This window comes from Phyllobacterium sp. CCNWLW109, assembly GCF_037203905.1.
Lineage (GTDB): Bacteria > Pseudomonadota > Alphaproteobacteria > Rhizobiales > Rhizobiaceae > Phyllobacterium > Phyllobacterium ifriqiyense.
Genome location: NZ_JBBCBK010000003.1, coordinates 993,526 through 1,011,081 on the forward strand (window position 1 = coordinate 993,526; position 17,556 = coordinate 1,011,081).

13 protein-coding genes are annotated in these 17,556 nt (G+C 54.1%); 11 read left to right on the top strand and 2 right to left on the bottom strand.

Annotated elements, in window-relative coordinates:
- The first annotated feature begins 15 nt into the window (after window positions 1–15).
- From grxC to V9K92_RS15425, 4 genes are read left to right on the top strand one after another with little or no spacing between them, the layout of a single operon-like run.
- On the top strand, window positions 16–285 hold the full coding sequence (gene grxC, locus V9K92_RS15410) for a glutaredoxin 3 (RefSeq protein WP_115055572.1): 270 nt from the start codon (window positions 16–18) through the stop codon (window positions 283–285).
- Between the two features lie 10 nt (window positions 286–295).
- A complete protein-coding gene (locus V9K92_RS15415) occupies window positions 296–1,162 on the top strand; it encodes a carbon-nitrogen hydrolase family protein (protein WP_307280052.1) in 867 nt (288 codons plus the stop codon).
- Window positions 1,159–1,572, top strand: a complete 414-nt coding sequence (locus V9K92_RS15420) for a DUF1178 family protein (RefSeq protein ID WP_115055428.1) — start codon at window positions 1,159–1,161, stop codon at window positions 1,570–1,572. The genes V9K92_RS15415 and V9K92_RS15420 overlap by 4 nt, the downstream gene beginning before the upstream one ends.
- Before the next feature lie 59 nt (window positions 1,573–1,631).
- Complete coding sequence (locus V9K92_RS15425) at window positions 1,632–2,528, top strand: DMT family transporter (RefSeq protein WP_115055426.1); 897 nt, start codon at window positions 1,632–1,634, stop codon at window positions 2,526–2,528.
- A gap of 24 nt (window positions 2,529–2,552) precedes the next feature.
- Here the strand turns inward: V9K92_RS15425 and ubiG are convergent, their stop codons facing one another.
- The gene (ubiG, locus tag V9K92_RS15430; RefSeq protein WP_337354363.1) at window positions 2,553–3,296 is read right to left on the bottom strand and encodes a bifunctional 2-polyprenyl-6-hydroxyphenol methylase/3-demethylubiquinol 3-O-methyltransferase UbiG; all 744 of its coding nucleotides are present in this window, start codon (window positions 3,294–3,296) and stop codon (window positions 2,553–2,555) included.
- Between the two features lie 189 nt (window positions 3,297–3,485).
- On the opposite strand from ubiG, the gene V9K92_RS15435 reads away from it, so the two are divergent.
- The 7 genes from V9K92_RS15435 to V9K92_RS15465 all read left to right on the top strand — a co-directional run bounded on the left by V9K92_RS15435 (window position 3,486) and on the right by V9K92_RS15465 (window position 15,209).
- Window positions 3,486–4,739 carry an aspartate kinase gene (locus V9K92_RS15435; RefSeq protein ID WP_115055423.1) on the top strand — a complete coding sequence of 418 codons (1,254 nt, stop codon included), beginning with the start codon at window positions 3,486–3,488 and terminating at the stop codon, window positions 4,737–4,739.
- Between the two features lie 100 nt (window positions 4,740–4,839).
- On the top strand, window positions 4,840–7,119 hold the full coding sequence (gene ptsP, locus V9K92_RS15440) for a phosphoenolpyruvate--protein phosphotransferase (RefSeq protein ID WP_115055421.1): 2,280 nt from the start codon (window positions 4,840–4,842) through the stop codon (window positions 7,117–7,119).
- Between the two features lie 7 nt (window positions 7,120–7,126).
- Complete coding sequence (gene prfA / locus V9K92_RS15445; protein WP_115055570.1) at window positions 7,127–8,206, top strand: peptide chain release factor 1; 1,080 nt, start codon at window positions 7,127–7,129, stop codon at window positions 8,204–8,206.
- Complete coding sequence (gene prmC / locus V9K92_RS15450) at window positions 8,193–9,074, top strand: peptide chain release factor N(5)-glutamine methyltransferase (RefSeq protein WP_337354364.1); 882 nt, start codon at window positions 8,193–8,195, stop codon at window positions 9,072–9,074. Before prfA ends, prmC begins: the two co-directional genes overlap by 14 nt.
- A 289-nt stretch (window positions 9,075–9,363) precedes the next feature.
- Window positions 9,364–10,209 carry a DUF4167 domain-containing protein gene (locus V9K92_RS15455; protein WP_115055417.1) on the top strand — a complete coding sequence of 282 codons (846 nt, stop codon included), beginning with the start codon at window positions 9,364–9,366 and terminating at the stop codon, window positions 10,207–10,209.
- Window positions 10,210–11,043: 834 nt separating this feature from the next.
- Window positions 11,044–13,656, top strand: a complete 2,613-nt coding sequence (gene clpB / locus V9K92_RS15460) for an ATP-dependent chaperone ClpB (RefSeq protein WP_336442371.1) — start codon at window positions 11,044–11,046, stop codon at window positions 13,654–13,656.
- 161 nt (window positions 13,657–13,817) lie between these two features.
- A complete protein-coding gene (locus tag V9K92_RS15465; protein WP_370878731.1) occupies window positions 13,818–15,209 on the top strand; it encodes a L,D-transpeptidase in 1,392 nt (463 codons plus the stop codon).
- A gap of 2 nt (window positions 15,210–15,211) precedes the next feature.
- Here V9K92_RS15465 and V9K92_RS15470 read toward each other — a convergent pair whose 3' ends face one another.
- Window positions 15,212–17,188, bottom strand: coding sequence for a M23 family metallopeptidase (locus V9K92_RS15470; protein WP_307280025.1), 1,977 nt, complete (start codon window positions 17,186–17,188; stop codon window positions 15,212–15,214).
- Between the last annotated feature and the right edge of the window lie 368 nt (window positions 17,189–17,556).

A 17,556-nucleotide genomic window follows, 5' to 3' on the forward strand; every position in this document is an offset into this window, starting at 1 on the left:
AATTGGAGTGCCATGATGGTCGATGTGACAATCTATACGCGTAACGGCTGTGGCTTTTGCACGGCAGCTGTAGGCTTGCTTGAGAAAAAAGGCGTAGCCTTTGTTGAGCACAATGCAACTGTGGAACCAAATGCACGGCAGGAAATGCTGGCTCGTGCCAATGGGCGCACAACATTTCCTCAGGTTTTCATAGGCAAGACCCATGTTGGTGGTTGTGATGATCTCTACGCGCTTGAAAGCCAAGGCCGACTTGACGGACTGTTGAAGACTGGCGAACTCGTTTAAGGACAGTGGAATGAGTGTATTTCGTGCTGCCGCTATCCAGATGCGCTCGGGCGTCGACCCGCAGCGCAATGCTGCTGATCTCGTTGATTATGTTGACGATGCTGTTGGCAAAGGGGCGGTCTATGTGCAAACCCCGGAAATGACCGGGGCGCTGCAGCGGGATCGCAAGGCCCTTGCCAGCGTCTTAAGGGGCGAGAGCGAGGACATAATTGTTCGCACAGCTTCCGAATTGGCGGCGCGTCACAAAATTCACCTTCATATCGGCTCGACGGCCATTGCGGTTGAGGATAGCAAAATTGCCAATCGTGCCTTCTTTTTCGGTCCGGACGGAAATATCCTGACACGCTACGATAAGATCCACATGTTCGATGTTGATCTGGATAATGGCGAGAGCTGGCGCGAATCTGCTGTCTATTCGCCTGGCAACGATACGGTGGTTCTTGATTTGCCATTTGCCAAGCTGGGTCTGGCCATTTGTTATGATGTCAGGTTCCCGCAATTGTTCCGGGCGCAGGCACTGGCTGGTGCATCGGTCATCACTGCGCCTGCGGCCTTTACCCGCCAGACGGGCGAAGCCCACTGGAATGTGCTGCAACGTGCACGCGCAATTGAAAATGGTGCATTCATGATTTCTGCTGCGCAAGGTGGCGTCCATGAAGATGGCCGCGAGACATTTGGCCATTCCATCATTGTCGCGCCCTGGGGTGAAGTTCTGGCTGAAGCGGCACATGCCGATCCTGCGATCATCATTGCTGATATTGATCCGGCATTGAGTGCGGCTGCCCGTGCCAAAGTGCCTAATTTGAAAAATGCCCGCCCGTTCGGCGTGCTTGTCGAGAATGATGGCCGGAGCGAAAGACTGGCAGACGCGTCATGATCCGTTTTTCTCTTCATTGCGACAAGGACCATGAATTTGAAGGCTGGTTCCGCAGCAATGACGACTTCGATTCTCAGGCTGAAAAAGGTCTCGTAAGCTGCCCATCATGCGGCTCGAACAAGGTCGGCAAAGCTCTAATGGCACCTTCTGTTTCGACAGGCAGGCAAAAAGAGAAAATTGCCATTGCCATGAGCGAAATGGCCAAGGAAATGAAGGAAATGGTCAAGAAGGTCCGCGAGAATGCGGATTATGTTGGCGCGGAATTTGCGGAACAGGCACGCAAAATTCATTTCGGCGAGGCCGAGGCGCGGGGCATTTATGGCGAAGCCACTCCCGAAGATGTGGAAGCCCTGCTGGAAGATGGCGTGGATGTCATGCCGCTTCCTGTCTTTCCCGAAGATCACAATTGATCTCATAGCACTAAGGTCTATGGTGCGGTGGTCGATTCTGACCGCCCGGGTGATTTTCCATGCAATTTTTGAATTCCGCGCCCTTGCTGCTGCTTTTAACAGGGGCGTTTTTGGGGCTGACTTTGCCATTCGGCAAATTGGCTTTTTCTGCCGGGATTGCGCCTTCGCTCTGGGCTTTCGTTATTTCAACCGGTGCGGGAACCGTTTTGCTGATTGCCTTCCTGCTTATGGGCAAACGCCCGCGGCTGGACGCGCATATGGTGCGCTATTACCTTATCGCCGCATTTATTTCCTATGCCGTGCCTAATGTCATGACGCTTTCGGCTATCCCGCATCTTGGGTCTGGCTATACGGGCATCATGTATACGCTTTCGCCAGTATTCACCTTGATGCTGTCGATCCTGTTCAAACTCAAACGCCCCAGCCTGCTTGGACTTTTGGGCATATTGGTTGGTTTTATCGGCGCAGTGATCGTTGGATTTACCCGCGGTCAGGTGGGCCAGCCAGCCGAACCGCTCTGGGTTATAATCGGCCTGTTGATTCCGGTTCTTCTTGCCTTGGGCAATGTTTATCGCACCATTGATTGGCCCAAAGGTGCTGACCCGACTGAATTGGCGGCAGGGAGCCATATCGTGACGGCGGTCATGCTGGTGCCAGCTATCTGGCTCATGACCGGTGGCTTTCCAGTTGCGCCGTTGGCTAATGTGCCGTGGCTGGTGCTAGCGCAAATTCTGGCCTCCACCTGCATGTTTGCACTCTACTTCCGGCTGCAAGCGGTTGGTGGCCCGGTTTATCTCAGCCAGATAGGATATGTTGGAGCGGCGGTAGCCTTACTGGCAGGAACCCTGTTTTTGGGAGAAACCTATGGGCTGACGACGTGGCTGGGGGCGGCAATTATTACAGTTGGTGTGGGCATGACCACGAAGGCGCAACTGATGGCGACAAAAGCAGGATAGACGATTGCTTAGGTCTGGCGTGGTTTAGTTTCGAACAGCCAGCACCATATAATTCACATCGGTATCGTTTGAGCGGTTCCAGCTATCGGCAAAGGGATTATAGGTCACGCCGACTTTCTCGGTAACAGTCAGTCCGGCTGTGCTGAGCGCAGTTTCCAGCTCTTCAGGGCGCACAAGCTTTTCATATTGATGGGTTCCGCGCGGTAACCAGCGCAACACATATTCCGCGCCAAAAATTGCAAGGCCAAGGGCTTTCAATGTCCGGTTTATCGTAGCGACGAAGGTCATGCCGCCCGGTTTGACCATTTGCGAACAGGCGGACATGTACAGATCAACATCAGCCACGTGCTCGACGACCTCCATGTTGAGAACAACGTCGAATTTTTCGCCGGCTTCGGCCAGAGCTTCCGCAGTGGTTGCCCGGTAGTCAATGTCCAGCCCGCTTTGGGCGGCGTGAATTTTGGCAACTTCAATATTGGTTTCGCCAGCATCGGCACCGACTACCGTCGCGCCAAGCCGTGCCATCGGCTCGCACAGCAACCCGCCACCGCAACCAATATCGAGGAATCGCAGACCCTTGAATGGCTGGGGGCTGTTCGGGTCGAGATTATAGTGAGCGCAGACCTTTTCCTTGATATAGGCAAGACGGGTCGGATTGAACTTGTGCAACGGGCGGAACTTGCCTTGTGGGTTCCACCACTCCGCAGCCATGCGTGAAAAACGCTCCACTTCTACGGCATCAATTGTACTGCGTTCTGCCTGGGCCATTGCCTTATCCTTTGCTCTTCCTATCGAGTGGCCCATTCACGTAAAAAATGTCAAGGCGCAAATCGTCCCGCGTTCTTGCAGTTATGTCATAATTTGGTTATGGGAAGCCGCATTCAACTGGCGCGGAACCTGTTCATTCGACTGGTTCTCTTCCAATATAATTTCAGGCCTTTCCAGAACGGTAATTCCATGGCTCGCATTGTGATGAAATTCGGTGGCACTTCGGTGGCCGATATCGACCGCATCCGTAATGTGGCCCGGCATGTCAAACGTGAAGTCGATGCCGGTCATGAAGTCGCAGTGGTTGTCTCGGCCATGGCGGGCAAAACCAACGAACTCGTTGCCTGGACGCGCCAAGCATCGCCGATGCACGATGCGCGCGAGTATGATGCCATCGTTGCTTCCGGTGAGCAGGTAACGGCCGGTCTTCTCGCGGTCACTTTGCAGGCGATGGGCGTCCATGCACGCTCCTGGCAAGGCTGGCAGATACCCATCAAAACAGACAATGCGCATGGTGCTGCGCGTATTACCGATATTGACGGCTCCTTCCTGATTGAGCGCTTCGAGGAAGGTCAGGTGGCTGTTATTGCCGGATTCCAGGGTATCGGCCCGGACAATCGCATTTCTACGCTCGGACGCGGCGGCTCGGACACAAGTGCTGTCGCCATTGCAGCAGCGGTCAAGGCGGATCGGTGCGATATCTATACGGACGTCGACGGTGTTTACACCACCGATCCCCGGGTTGAGCCCAAGGCGCGCCGCCTTTCGCGCATTTCATTTGAAGAAATGTTGGAAATGGCTTCGCTTGGCGCGAAAGTCTTGCAGGTGCGCTCGGTCGAGCTTGCCATGGTGCATAAAGTGCGCACATTTGTCAGGTCCAGTTTCGAAGACCCCGATGCACCGGGCATGGGTGATCTGATCAATCCGCCCGGTACTCTTATTTGCGACGAGGAAGAAATCGTGGAACAGCAGGTTGTCACAGGAATTGCCTATGCCAAGGACGAAGCGCAGATATCGCTTCGCCGCGTTGCGGATCGTCCGGGTATTTCGGCAGGTATTTTTGGCCCGCTTGCTGAGGCCCATATCAATGTCGACATGATCGTACAGAATGTGTCCGAAGACGGCACCAAGACCGATATGACATTCACCGTTCCATCCGGTGATCTTGATAAGGCGCTTGCGGTGCTGGAAAAGGTCAAAGCCGAAATCGGCTGCGATATTATCCAGTCGGAAGCTGGCATGGTCAAAGTATCGGTAATCGGCATCGGCATGCGCAGCCATGCGGGTGTTGCAGCAACGGCCTTCCGGGCGCTTGCTGACAAGGGCATCAATATCCGAGCTATCACCACATCGGAAATCAAGATTTCCATTCTAATTGACGGCCCATACGCAGAACTTGCAGTACGCACTTTGCATTCTGTCTACGGTCTGGATAAGCATTGACAGAAGAGATTCTGTTTGCCGGTATTTCTGCCGACTAAGATGATCTAAAGTTCACATTGGCAAGGTCATTCCGGCTCTGCCAATAAATGCTATGGAGCAAATGGTGCCCACGCGCGAGCAGACAACCGGCCCTCGTGTCATGCTGAAGCGGCTCCGCGAATTGATGGCGGAGGCTCTTGAGCCACAGGAGAGGCTTGACCGCATTGTTCGCGACATTGCTCAGAACATGGTCGCGGAAGTGTGCTCATTTTATGTGCTGCGTTCCGATGGCGTGCTTGAGCTTTATGCCACCGAAGGTTTGAACCCGTCGGCCGTTCATCTGGCGCAACTGCGCCTTGGTCAAGGTCTTGTTGGTACGATTGCTGCTAGTGCGCGTCCACTCAATCTTACAGATGCGCAAACCCATCCGGCATTCGCCTACCTGCCGGAAACAGGGGAAGAAATTTACAATTCATTCCTTGGTGTACCTATCCTGCGGGCAGGGCGAACCCTCGGCGTTCTCGTTGTCCAGAACAGGACTAAGCGGGTCTACCGCGAAGATGAGATTGAGGCGTTGGAAACCACGGCCATGGTGTTGGCCGAGATGGTTGCAGCGGGCAGTCTTACGCGGCTGGCGCGTCCGGGCGTAGAACTCGATATGGGCAAGCCGATGAGTTTTGCCGGCAGTGCTTTCAATGATGGTGTTGGTCTTGGGCATGTTGTGCTGCACGAGCCGCGCATTGTTGTGACCAACCTGTTCAATGAAGATATTGATGCCGAGATCGACCGGCTCGAAAGCTCGCTTGGATCATTGCGTGTTTCTATTGATGACATGCTGTCGCGCCGTGACGTGGCCTTTGAGGGCGAGCACCGCGAGGTGCTGGAAGCCTATCGCATGTTTGCCCATGATAATGGCTGGGTTCGCCGTCTTGAAGAAGCGATCCGCAACGGCTTGACCGCGGAAGCGGCAGTGGAAAAAGTGCAGAGCGACACACGTGCGCGCATGATGCATCTGACCGATCCTTATATGCGTGAGCGGTTGAGCGATTTCGATGATCTCGCCAATCGGTTGTTGCGTCAGTTGATGGGCCGTGACGTGAAGACCATGGCTGGATCGCTGGCCAAGGATGCGATCATTGTGGCGCGTTCCATGGGCGCTGCCGAGCTGCTGGATTATCCGCGCGAACGCCTGCGAGGCCTGGTGCTGGAAGATGGCGCTGCGACGAGTCACGTGGTGATCGTTGCCCGCGCTATGGGTATTCCCGTTGCCGGTCAGGTCAAGGGCGTCGTGTCCATGGCTGAAAACAATGATGCGATCATTGTCGACGGCGATGATGGCAAGGTGCATTTACGTCCGCAATCGGACGTTGAAGCGGCCTATTCCGAGAAGGTCAAGTTCCGAGCCAAGCGTCAGGCACTTTATCGCGAATTGCGCGACCGTCCTTCGGTGACCAGGGACGGTGTGCCGATCACCTTGCTGATGAATGCGGGTTTGCTGGTCGATCTGCCGCAACTCGTTGAGGCAGGCGCGGCCGGTATCGGACTTTTCCGGACGGAATTGCAATTCATGGTCGCGTCGACTTTCCCGCGGGCGGAGCAGCAGGAGCGGCTTTATCGTTCCGTGCTTGAAGCTGCAGGCGACAAGCCGGTGACTTTCCGGACGCTCGATATTGGCGGCGACAAGGTACTGCCCTATTTCCGCAGCGAGACCCATGAAGAAAATCCGGCATTGGGCTGGCGGGCGATCCGCCTGACGCTTGATCGCCCGGGGCTATTGCGCACACAGGTTCGCGCCTTGTTGAAGGCTGCTGGCGGGCGCGAGCTGCGCCTAATGCTGCCAATGGTCACTGAAATCGCGGAAGTACGCAAAGCGAGCGAGTTGATCAACCGCGAGGTGCAGCACCTTTCGCGCTTTGCTCACAATCTGCCAACCCGGGTCAAGATCGGCGCCATGGTGGAAGTGCCTTCCTTGCTGTGGCAACTTGACGAACTGATGTCGGTGGTTGATTTCGTCTCGGTTGGTTCCAACGATCTGTTCCAATTCGTCATGGCGGTTGATCGAGGCAATTCGATCATTAGCAACCGCTTCGATAATCTTTCCGTGCCATTCCTGCGCGTGCTTCGCCAGATCGTCGAAGCAGGCATCCGCAATAATACGGATGTAACGCTTTGCGGCGAAATGGCCGGAAAGCCAATTTCGGCGCTCGCACTGCTTGGCCTTGGGTTTCGCTCGATCTCAATGTCGCCTGCTTCCATCGGGCCGATCAAGGCAATGCTTGGTTCGCTTGATGTGAACGAGCTTGGGGCGCAACTCGCTGATGCCATGGATAATCATGGCGATACCGGCTCGCTGCGCCACATCCTGACCAAATTTGCAGAGCGGGCAGGCATATCACTGTGAGGCTAATCTGATGTCTATTCCGCAGGATCGCATGGATCAGCTGCTGAAGCGTTTTTCGATGATGGAAACGCAGATGGCGAGCAATCCCGATTCCGAAACATATGTGAAGCTTGCTTCGGAATATTCCGAACTGGAGCCGGTCGTATTCAAGATCCGCGATTTTCTTGCCGCCCGCAGCGAAGCGGCTGATTTGCAGGCAATGCTGGATGATGGCTCAACCGATCGCGACATGCGCGAGCTTGCCGAAGCTGAATTGCCGGAAATCGAAGAGCGCATTGAAGAGCTTGAAAAGGATATTCAGGTTCTGCTTTTGCCCAAGGATGTTGCCGATGAGCGCAATGCCATTCTCGAGATACGCGCAGGTACTGGCGGTTCTGAAGCGGCACTTTTTGGCGGCGATCTTTTCCGCATGTATGAACGCTACGCGTCGGCCAATGGCTGGCGGGTTGAGCTGATCTCGGCCAGTGACGGCGAAGCGGGCGGATACAAAGAAGTTATCGCTATGGTTTCCGGCAAGGGCGTATTCGCCAAACTGAAGTTTGAATCGGGTGTCCATCGCGTCCAGCGGGTCCCCGATACCGAAGCCAGCGGACGCATCCACACATCGGCAGCAACTGTCGCGGTGCTGCCGGAGGCTGAAGAGATCGACATCGACATTCGCCCCGATGACATCCGTATCGATACGATGCGTGCATCGGGTTCGGGCGGACAGCACGTTAACACAACCGACTCGGCCGTTCGCATTACCCATATTCCATCTGGAATTGTCGTTGTGCAGGCCGAAAAGTCGCAGCATCAAAACCGCGCCCGCGCCATGCAGGTGCTGCGCTCGCGCCTGTTCGATATGCAGCGTCAAAAAGCAGATAGCGAACGTTCCGAAGCCCGCCGCAGCCAGGTCGGTTCAGGGGATCGTTCCGAACGCATCCGCACCTATAATTTTCCGCAGGGACGGGTCACGGACCATCGGATCAATCTGACCCTTTATAAGCTAGACCGCATCATGGAAGGCGATCTGGATGAGTTGATTGGCGCGCTCATTTCCGATTACCAAACCGCTTTGCTGGCACAGATGAATGACGGCTTCTGACCACAGACACCAATTGATGAATGTTCTGCGGAGCGCGCGTGCTTCTCTCGCCGAAGCGGGAATAGAATCTGCGGAGCTTGATGCCCGTCTTTTGCTTGAATGGATTGCAGGCTGCGACAGGCTGGAAATAATCCGTAACCCGAATCGCGAGCTTGGCCAGCATGAATATGAGGCGCTTGAGGCCATGCTTGCTCGCCGAATCAAGGGTGAATCGGTGCATCGCATTATCGGCAAGCGGGCATTTTTCGGCATTGAATTGAGCCTTTCCACAGAAACGCTCGAGCCGCGTCCCGACACGGAAGCGCTTGTGGAACTGGCTTTGCCCTTTCTCCAAAACCGCATTTCCAACCATGGTGTCGCCGACATTGTTGACCTTGGAACAGGAACAGGAGCGATCGCCCTTTCGCTGCTCGATCAGTTGCCGCAATTGCGCGCCGTGGGCGTGGATATATCGGCCGATGCCCTTGCTACCGCGCGTGAAAATGCGGTGCTTTCGAATGTTTCTTCGCGTTTTGCAGCATTGTCATCCAACTGGTTTTCGGAGCTAACTGGTTCATATGACATGATTATTTCCAATCCGCCCTATATCCGCACTGGCGATATTGCGCAGTTGCAAAGAGAAGTTGTTCTTCATGATCCGGTTCGGGCGCTGGATGGAGGTCCAGACGGGCTGGAGCCCTATCGGATCATTGCTGATCATGCCGCTGGTTACTTGCGTCCTGGTGGCGTGGTCGCACTGGAGATCGGGGCAGGGCAGCGGCAGGATATTGAGGCGATTTTTAACGCCAGGAATTTCGTGATGAGCGGTGTGAGGCAAGATTTCGGAGGGCACGACCGCGCCCTTCTGTTCACAACAATCGAAAAATAATGAAAAAAGGCTTGGAATTTGCGGAGAAGCCCGCTAGTTTCCAGTTACCGCTCGAAACCGAACAACTCTGGTTCTGCCTATCAAGATAATTGATACGCAAATTTCCGGGGTTTGATTTCTCCCTACATTTGTTTTGGAGAAATGGTTCTTGGGGTAGCACAAAAGTTTTATGAACTTTGGATGCGATTGAAGCGCGGGGCGCGCTTCAGATCGGCACTTGAGAAGCGAAGCTTTTTGACTCGAAATGTTGAGCAAATGAGCGCCCCTGATTTTCTGAAAAGAGATAAGTATGAGGCCAGTACAGCAGAATAGGCGCATGCGCGGACGCGGTAACAACAATAACCGCAGCAAAGGTCCTAACCCACTTTCCCGTAACTATGAGAGCAACGGTCCTGACGTTAAAATTCGGGGAAATGCTCAGCACGTAGCAGAGAAATATACGACCCTTGCACGTGATGCACAAAGTGCGGGCGATCGCGTTATGGCTGAAAACTATCTTCAGCATGCAGAACACTACAATCGAATCATCATGGCTGCACAGGCCGCAGCACCCGTTCAATATCAGCGCGACGATCGCGATGATCAGGAACAGGATGACGACAATAATTACGAAGACGACGGCAACAATGTCGGCAATAACGAGCAGGAGTTCCAGGAACGTCCTGAACGTCAGGATCGTGCCGAGCGTCAGGAACGCCCTGAACGTCAAGACCGGCAGGAGCGCCAGCCGCGCCACGAACGCCAGGATCGTCCGGAACGTTCAGAACGCCGTGACCGACCCGAGCGCGTTGTGCACCAGCCGATCAATGGCAGCGGTCCTCAGCCCGTCATCGAAGGCACGCCCGCCGAGGTTGCTTATGATGATGACACTGTCAGCCAGCGTCAGCCGCAGGCCCAACCTGCTCAAAATCAGGAAGTTGAGGCTGTCGCTGCTGGTTCGGAAGAAGCTGCTGAGGCAAAGCCCGCTGTTCGCCGCTCACCGCGTGGTCGCAGACCTGCCCGTCCGCGTGAGCCACGGGTAACTGAAGGCAATGCGGAAGCGGCAAACGCTCCGGAAGCTGCGTCGGATCTTTCTCCGGCCAGTATTGTGGCTGAAGTCAAAAAGCGCCGCGCTGCGGCTGAATCTGACGTTTGATCTGATCGAGTTGAATAATGCGCCACCCGCGGGGAAACCTGCGGGTGGCGTTTTTTATTTGACTGCATTTGAAGTTGGTGCGTGGTTCGACAAGCTCACCATGAGGGAAGTTTTGTGGGTTGCAGCGACAACTTGCTAGCGTTGCAATAGTTGCAATAGTTGCAAGAGTTGGCTCCCTGCAATCAACCCATCTCCCTCATCCTGAGCTTGTCGAAGGACGCACTTGGCTTGTGCAAATCTGGCCTTCCTAAAATAATCTCGACAAACTTATCCAACAGTTCCCGCACTGAATTATTCTGTTCCTGTCCTTCCCGCGGGGAACAGCTTCCGGAGCCGTTCGAAGTTTGGGGAAGGATGGGCGCCTCCGATGGCGGGTTACGGACCCGCCATCCGGGGACGTTCTGTCCAAGGGTTCCCCTGCCGTTACTAGGAACGGCGCGTGCTGGACGAGCACTTTAAGGGGCGCAAGGCTAACGCATGGTGTGCCGCAAATGGCACTCCTTGGGTAGCCGAGGCCTCCCAAGCGGAACGGACAGAATGCAAAATCGCCGGACGGGCGGTCTTCGGATCGCTTAACCTACTACAAAGACGCGCTTCGATGACCGCCCGTCTTTCCCACCATCTCAATAGCCAGACGCGGAAAGCGGGCGTGGCAAGGAGGGGGCATACATGCTAGATTTAAAGCGTCATAAAAGCAGAATATCCGGTCTTGTACCCCGGGGATAATATTCCCATATCTGCATCGAGCGAATGGATCTGCCTCGTTGCAGGGGATCCGTCACCAACACGCCGGGCAATGCCGAAAATCGGGTTGCCGGGTAAAAGGAGACAAGAATGAACATTGAAAAATATACCGAGCGGGTTCGCGGTTTCATACAGTCCGCGCAGACTTTTGCCCTCTCATCCAATAATCAGCAATTTACCCCAGAGCATCTTCTGAAAGTCTTGGTTGACGATGAAGAAGGTCTTGCTGCGTCCTTGATCGAAAGGGCCGGCGGGCGAATTGCCGATGTGCGGCTTGGACTGCAGGCGGCACTGGACGCTTTGCCTAAAGTAACCGGCGGCAATGGTCAGCTCTATCTTGCCCAGCCGCTGGCAAAAGTTTTTGCTACAGCCGAGGAAGTGGCGCAGAAAGCTGGTGACAGCTTTGTCACGGTAGAACGGCTGCTTACGGCCATGGCTATCGAAAAATCGTCCAAGACATCGGAAATATTAAGCCGCGCCGGCGTTACGGCTGCGGGTCTCAATGCAGTTATCAACGATATCCGCAAAGGCCGGACGGCTGATTCTGCTTCGGCGGAAAACAGCTATGATGCCTTGAAGAAATATGCACGGGATCTGACTGCCGATGCGCGGGCGGGGAAACTTGACCCTGTCATTGGCCGCGATGATGAAATTCGCCGGACAATTCAGGTCTTGTCGCGCCGCACCAAGAATAATCCGGTGCTTATCGGTGAACCTGGCGTTGGTAAAACAGCTATCGCCGAGGGACTGGCGCTGCGTATTATCAATGGTGATGTGCCTGAATCACTCAAGGACAAGCAATTGATGGCCCTCGATATGGGTTCATTGATTGCAGGTGCAAAATATCGCGGTGAATTCGAGGAGCGCCTGAAGGGTGTGCTTTCCGAAGTCACGTCTGCAAATGGCGATATCATTCTGTTTATCGATGAGATGCACACGCTTGTTGGCGCGGGCAAAAGCGAAGGTGCGATGGATGCATCGAACCTGCTGAAGCCAGCGCTTGCCCGGGGTGAACTTCATTGCGTTGGCGCCACCACGCTTGATGAATATCGCAAACATGTCGAGAAAGATGCTGCCCTTGCGCGGCGTTTCCAGCCCGTGTTTGTCGATGAGCCAACTGTTGAAGATACAATCTCGATTCTTCGCGGTTTGAAGGAAAAATACGAGCAGCATCATAAGGTGCGCATTTCCGATTCGGCGCTTGTCGCTGCTGCCACTCTTTCGAACCGTTACATCACGGACAGGTTTTTGCCGGACAAGGCCATTGATCTGATCGATGAGAGTGCTGCGCGACTCCGCATGCAGGTGGATTCCAAGCCCGAAGAGCTGGATGAAATCGATAGGCGTATCATGCAGCTGAAGATCGAACGCGAGGCTTTGAAGGTTGAGACAGACAATGCTTCCCGCGACCGTCTCGAGAGACTGGAAAAAGAACTTGTCGATCTGGAAGAGCAGTCGACCATAATTACCAATACGTGGCAGGCGGAAAAGCAGAAGCTTGGTCTGGCAGCTGATCTCAAACGTCAGCTTGATGACGCACGCAATGCATTGGCATCGGCACAGCGTAATGGTGAATTTCAAAAGGCGGGTGAGTTGGCCTATGGCACGATCCCGCAATTGGAAAAACAACTGGCTGAGTCGGAGAAGAATGACGGTTCGACCTCAATGGTTGAGGAGAACGTAACGCCGGATCATATTGCACAGGTCGTTTCCCGCTGGACCGGCATTCCGGTTGACCGGATGCTGGAAGGTGAACGCGACAAGTTGCTCCGCATGGAAGATGAACTTGCCAAACGGGTGGTTGGACAGGGCGAGGCCGTGCAAGCTGTATCCAGAGCAGTGCGCCGTGCCCGTGCCGGTTTGCAGGATCCGAACAGGCCTATCGGTTCGTTCATCTTCCTCGGACCGACAGGTGTGGGTAAAACCGAGCTGACAAAATCGCTGGCTTCGTTCCTGTTTTCCGATGAAACGGCAATGGTTCGCCTCGACATGTCGGAATATATGGAAAAGCACTCGGTGGCCCGTTTGATCGGTGCGCCTCCCGGCTATGTTGGCTATGAAGAAGGTGGAGCTCTGACTGAAGCGGTTCGTCGTCGTCCCTATCAGGTTGTTCTCTTCGATGAGATCGAAAAGGCGCATCCTGATGTGTTCAATGTGCTGCTTCAGGTTCTTGATGATGGTCGCCTGACTGATGGACAGGGTCGCACTGTCGATTTTCGCAACACGCTGATCATCATGACATCCAATCTTGGCGCGGAATATCTTGTTTCGCTGGGTGAGGACCAGGATGTTGAGGATGTGCGCGAGAATGTGATGAACGTGGTCAAAGCCTCGTTCAGGCCGGAGTTCCTCAACCGGGTGGATGAGGTGATTCTGTTCCACCGTTTGAAGCGCAAGGAAATGGGCACCATTGTTGCGATCCAGCTCCAGCGTTTGCAGGCTCTTCTCGCCGATCGAAAGATCGTTCTGAAAATCGACGACGATGCTACAAATTGGCTTGCTGATAAGGGCTATGATCCCGCTTATGGCGCACGCCCTCTCAAGCGCGTTATCCAAAAGCAGGTGCAGGATCCGCTAGCGGAGAAGATTCTTCTCGGCGAAATACTGGACGGCTCGACTGTCAAGATTACGTCTGGATCGGACCGGCTCAATTTCAAGGCTTCGAAAGCGAGTCCGGTCATTGAGGACAATGAAGCTGCGTAGGCGGCTTTCTCAAGATGCAAAATGGCCGCCACATAGCGGCCATTTTCATGTCTCGTTCATCCGATAAATGCGACAATCATTCTATTCATTAACCATAAAAACATGAAAACGCGTCATTTTATGATTAATGACAAGTTATTAGAGAAATCGGAAGCTTAGGCATGACGTTCTACCGCGGTTCGTTGATGAAGATTCTGCTCGCTGCTTCAGCGGGCACCATAGGCATGGGAATGGCGGCTGCCGAACCTGGCGTGAATGCGAACAACCAGAAATCCTTTGAGGTTGCACAATTATTCGAGCCGCAAGAACGTCGTCCGCGCCGTGAAGCATTCCGATCCTACTTTGATGAATATGGCCGCCGGGTTACGGTAGATCGCCGCGGCAGGATTGTATCTGTCGAAGAGCCGCAAAACGATCAATATGGCGAAAGCCCGGATTACTTTCCCGAAGCGCCGCAAGATCCTTACGGTACAGGCGCAATTCCCAACGATCCCTATGGCGGGCAACCATCTGGCCCCTCCGAGCAGGACTATGGAAGTGTGTCCCGTGAGCCTTTGCCGCCTGCAAATGGCGAACCCGGTTTGCAGCCATCTGATCCCAATCTCATTGATCCTGATTTTCCAGCTGACGGGTTGAGCGATGCGCCTCAAGAGCAAATTCCAGCTCATCCAAATCCAGCTCCAACTGTCGAACTGCCGAAAGGGCAGGGCGCCAAGGCGAAGATTACGGCTATTCAGGTCTTGCTCGACAGAATTGGCGTCTCACCTGGCGTTATCGACGGCCATAAGGGCGGTAACGTTGATAAAGCCGTCGCCGCATTTGAAGAAATGACAGGACAGCAGTTTGATCCGCTGAATGAAGAGGGGATCAATGCTTCGCTGGAGCAAACCGGCGGTCCCGCTTTCACGTCTTATACGATCTCATCGGAGGATGCCGCATACCCCTATGTCGCTTCCATTCCCGAGGACTATGCTCACAAAGCTCAGCTTGAGCGCATGGCATTTACTTCAGTGACCGAATTGCTGGCAGAACGGTTCCATATGGATGAGAATTATCTGAAAGAGATTAATCCGGGCGTTGATTTCAATACGCCCGGGGTAACGATTCAGGTTGTTAATACGGGACAGAATGCCGGTGGCGCGGTGACCAAGATCATTGCGGACAAGGGGCGCAAACAGGTGCGTGGATATAATGCCGAGGGCAAGCTGATTGTGGCTTATCCGGCGACAATCGGATCAACAGACACGCCTTCGCCTTCCGGAACAGTTCAGGTCGAGCGCATCGCACTCAATCCCAATTATACCTATAATCCAAAGCTGAACTTCAAGCAGGGCGAAAATGACAAGGTGCTGACAATTCCGCCCGGCCCCAATGGTCCGGTCGGGACGGTTTGGATCGCACTGTCGAAACCAACTTATGGCATTCATGGAACGCCGGAACCTTCCAAGATCGGCAAGACCAACAGCCATGGTTGCGTGCGTCTTACCAATTGGGACGCGACGGAACTGTCAAAGCTCGTGCAAAAAGGCGTGACGGTAGAGTTCCACGAATAGGATCAGCCGCTGGCTGCCACTTTGGTCGGCGGTGTTCCATCATCCTGAATGAGCTGGTCGATTCGTTCGCGTTCACGCTTGAACGCTACGAGCTCATCTCCGCGAAGTTCGCCGCCGCTTGGAAGGCGTATGCGCATCGGATCGACTTTCGACCCATTCACCATCACTTCATAATGCAGGTGTGGACCGGTCGAAAGACCCGTTGAACCGACATAGCCGATGACTTGCCCCTGCCGGACCTTTGAACCGGGGGTTACACCGCTCGCAATAGCGTTTTGGTGGGAATAGCTGCTTTCATAACCATTGGAATGGCGAATCAAAGTCTGATTGCCGTAACCGTTGGTCCATCCGGCCCGCTCCACCACGCCATTGCCCGACGCGATGATTGCAGTGCCGCGAGGCGCTGACCAGTCAACGCCGGTATGCATGCGCGAATAACCGAGAATTGGATGCCGACGCATTCCAAAGGGTGACCGGAAGACGCCATTTGGAACAGGCTTGCGCAGCAGGAACTGTTTAGAGCTCTTGCCATTCTCGTCGTAATAATCCGTGGTGCCATCATCACTATGGAACCGGTAGAACTTTTTCAGATCACCGCCGAAATTGGCAGCTACATAAAGAATTTCAGACTGTTCATCGGCTTTCTCGGAGCCTGTCGGCAAAGAGAACAATGCTTCCAGCTGGTCGGTTGGCGATAGTTGAGCCTGGAAATCGACATCGGAAGCCAGCATCTTTATCAGCTGCTGGATCATCGTGTCGGTCATGCCATATGCCAGTCCTGCTCTATAGATACCATCATAGACGGTCGGCAGGTCTTCAGCGCGGCGCATGACGGGCGGGCTATCGTCGAATGCGACCTGAAGTCCCGGTGTCATCTCCGGCTCATCAGCGGGAACATATTGCTCATTATCATTGAGAGCGATTGTGAGAATATGGGTCGAACGATTATAAACGCTGGCACGAATGATCCGGTCGGTATTGTTTTCCGACTCAACACCAAGCCGCAATACACTGCCAGCTTTCAGTCGCGTGGAATTTAGCAGCTTTGAGATTGCCCCTGCCATGCCTTCGGCGTCGCTTCCTTCATAGCCGGCATCGCTAAGCGCAGCGAGTACGTCATTGTCGCGCCGGAATGGAATCAGCTCCTCCGAATAGCCGGCGCTCACAGCGTCCTCAGCCATTCTGGGCGATACGCTTACATTTTCTTGAATAATCTTGACCGCAAGGGGGCTGCGCAAATTGTAAGGGTCCTCATCGGAACCAAAGCGCAATGGATCCACATAATGAAGTGAGGCGACTTGAATGGCACCATCGGAAAGCAATGCGCCGGTATTCCGGACGACTTCTTCAACCTCATCAACGCTCAGATCGTCAGAAGGATCGTATTGGGCTGTTGCCAAGGGAAAGTCCAATGTTCGCAGACTGACCTCACTCTCAACCTTGGCACCATAGATCAAGCCGGTTCGGGGGGCAGGATCGGTGTTGGCATTTGCTTCGGCAAACACATTCAGCGGATTAAATGAAGGATATCTGCGATTGGTGTTGTGAACATCTGCGAGCGCTATATGAACGAGTTCAAAAGGCATTGTACGAATAACATCGCGTTCACCCTCTTTAAACATCGTTGATACATCAAGGCGTCGGCGGTCGCGGTTTTTCTGAATAGGGGTGGTCGCCGCAACACGGGCGCCTTTAACAACATCGCTATTATTGGCGCTTGGCATTGCATTGCGCGCCATAAGCTCAGGCGGCGTAGCCAGTTGTTCGCGCCCATCAAGAGCAGCAAAGAGCGCAACACCAATAAGCATGCTCGACGTAATGCCGGTTAAAAACGTGCCCGCAAGCCAACGCGCGGAAACCTCACGGCGATCCGGAGGCCCTCGGCGCCCGTCTGTAATCAGCGGAGGCTCATTGCCTGGATCGATCAGAGAATGCCCCTCATACTCATTCATACGATTACGTGTCGAACCTATCGCCATTTATCAGATTAAGGCTTTGCGAGATGATCAGCATACGAGCCTTGCGGCCTCGCCTTGCTATTTCATGCGGTCGCAGTTTTGCCCCCGTAAGATCGCTGTGTCAACGCGACGTGTCTTTAACTCTCATTATGTGGATAGCCACCACGCAGTGAAGGAGCGCTATTTCGCAAATCGGGCATGTTTGTGACCCCGCTGTTTATCCACAGGGCCACGCGGAGTTTGGGACACATAATTATATGCGAAAGCGAAATTCACAGGCTCTGTCATATTTTTCATAATAAGTTCAAAAACGTTGTTGACAGTTTTGTGGAGTGGGGTCTATATACCGACACAACGAGGGCGGGGCGCCGCTGGCGGTTGCCGAATGC

What these genes read in the sequence shown, in the direction of transcription:
- grxC (WP_115055572.1), top strand. Translation starts at nt 16, where the DNA reads ATGGTCGATGTGACAATCTATACGCGTAACGGCTGTGGCTTTTGCACG.
- V9K92_RS15415 (WP_307280052.1), top strand. Translation starts at nt 296, where the DNA reads ATGAGTGTATTTCGTGCTGCCGCTATCCAGATGCGCTCGGGCGTCGAC.
- V9K92_RS15420 (WP_115055428.1), top strand. Translation starts at nt 1,159, where the DNA reads ATGATCCGTTTTTCTCTTCATTGCGACAAGGACCATGAATTTGAAGGC.
- V9K92_RS15425 (WP_115055426.1), top strand. Translation starts at nt 1,632, where the DNA reads ATGCAATTTTTGAATTCCGCGCCCTTGCTGCTGCTTTTAACAGGGGCG.
- ubiG (WP_337354363.1), bottom strand. Translation starts at nt 3,296, where the DNA reads ATGGCCCAGGCAGAACGCAGTACAATTGATGCCGTAGAAGTGGAGCGT.
- V9K92_RS15435 (WP_115055423.1), top strand. Translation starts at nt 3,486, where the DNA reads ATGGCTCGCATTGTGATGAAATTCGGTGGCACTTCGGTGGCCGATATC.
- ptsP (WP_115055421.1), top strand. Translation starts at nt 4,840, where the DNA reads ATGGTGCCCACGCGCGAGCAGACAACCGGCCCTCGTGTCATGCTGAAG.
- prmC (WP_337354364.1), top strand. Translation starts at nt 8,193, where the DNA reads ATGACGGCTTCTGACCACAGACACCAATTGATGAATGTTCTGCGGAGC.
- V9K92_RS15455 (WP_115055417.1), top strand. Translation starts at nt 9,364, where the DNA reads ATGAGGCCAGTACAGCAGAATAGGCGCATGCGCGGACGCGGTAACAAC.
- clpB (WP_336442371.1), top strand. Translation starts at nt 11,044, where the DNA reads ATGAACATTGAAAAATATACCGAGCGGGTTCGCGGTTTCATACAGTCC.
- V9K92_RS15465 (WP_370878731.1), top strand. Translation starts at nt 13,818, where the DNA reads ATGACGTTCTACCGCGGTTCGTTGATGAAGATTCTGCTCGCTGCTTCA.
- V9K92_RS15470 (WP_307280025.1), bottom strand. Translation starts at nt 17,188, where the DNA reads ATGGCGATAGGTTCGACACGTAATCGTATGAATGAGTATGAGGGGCAT.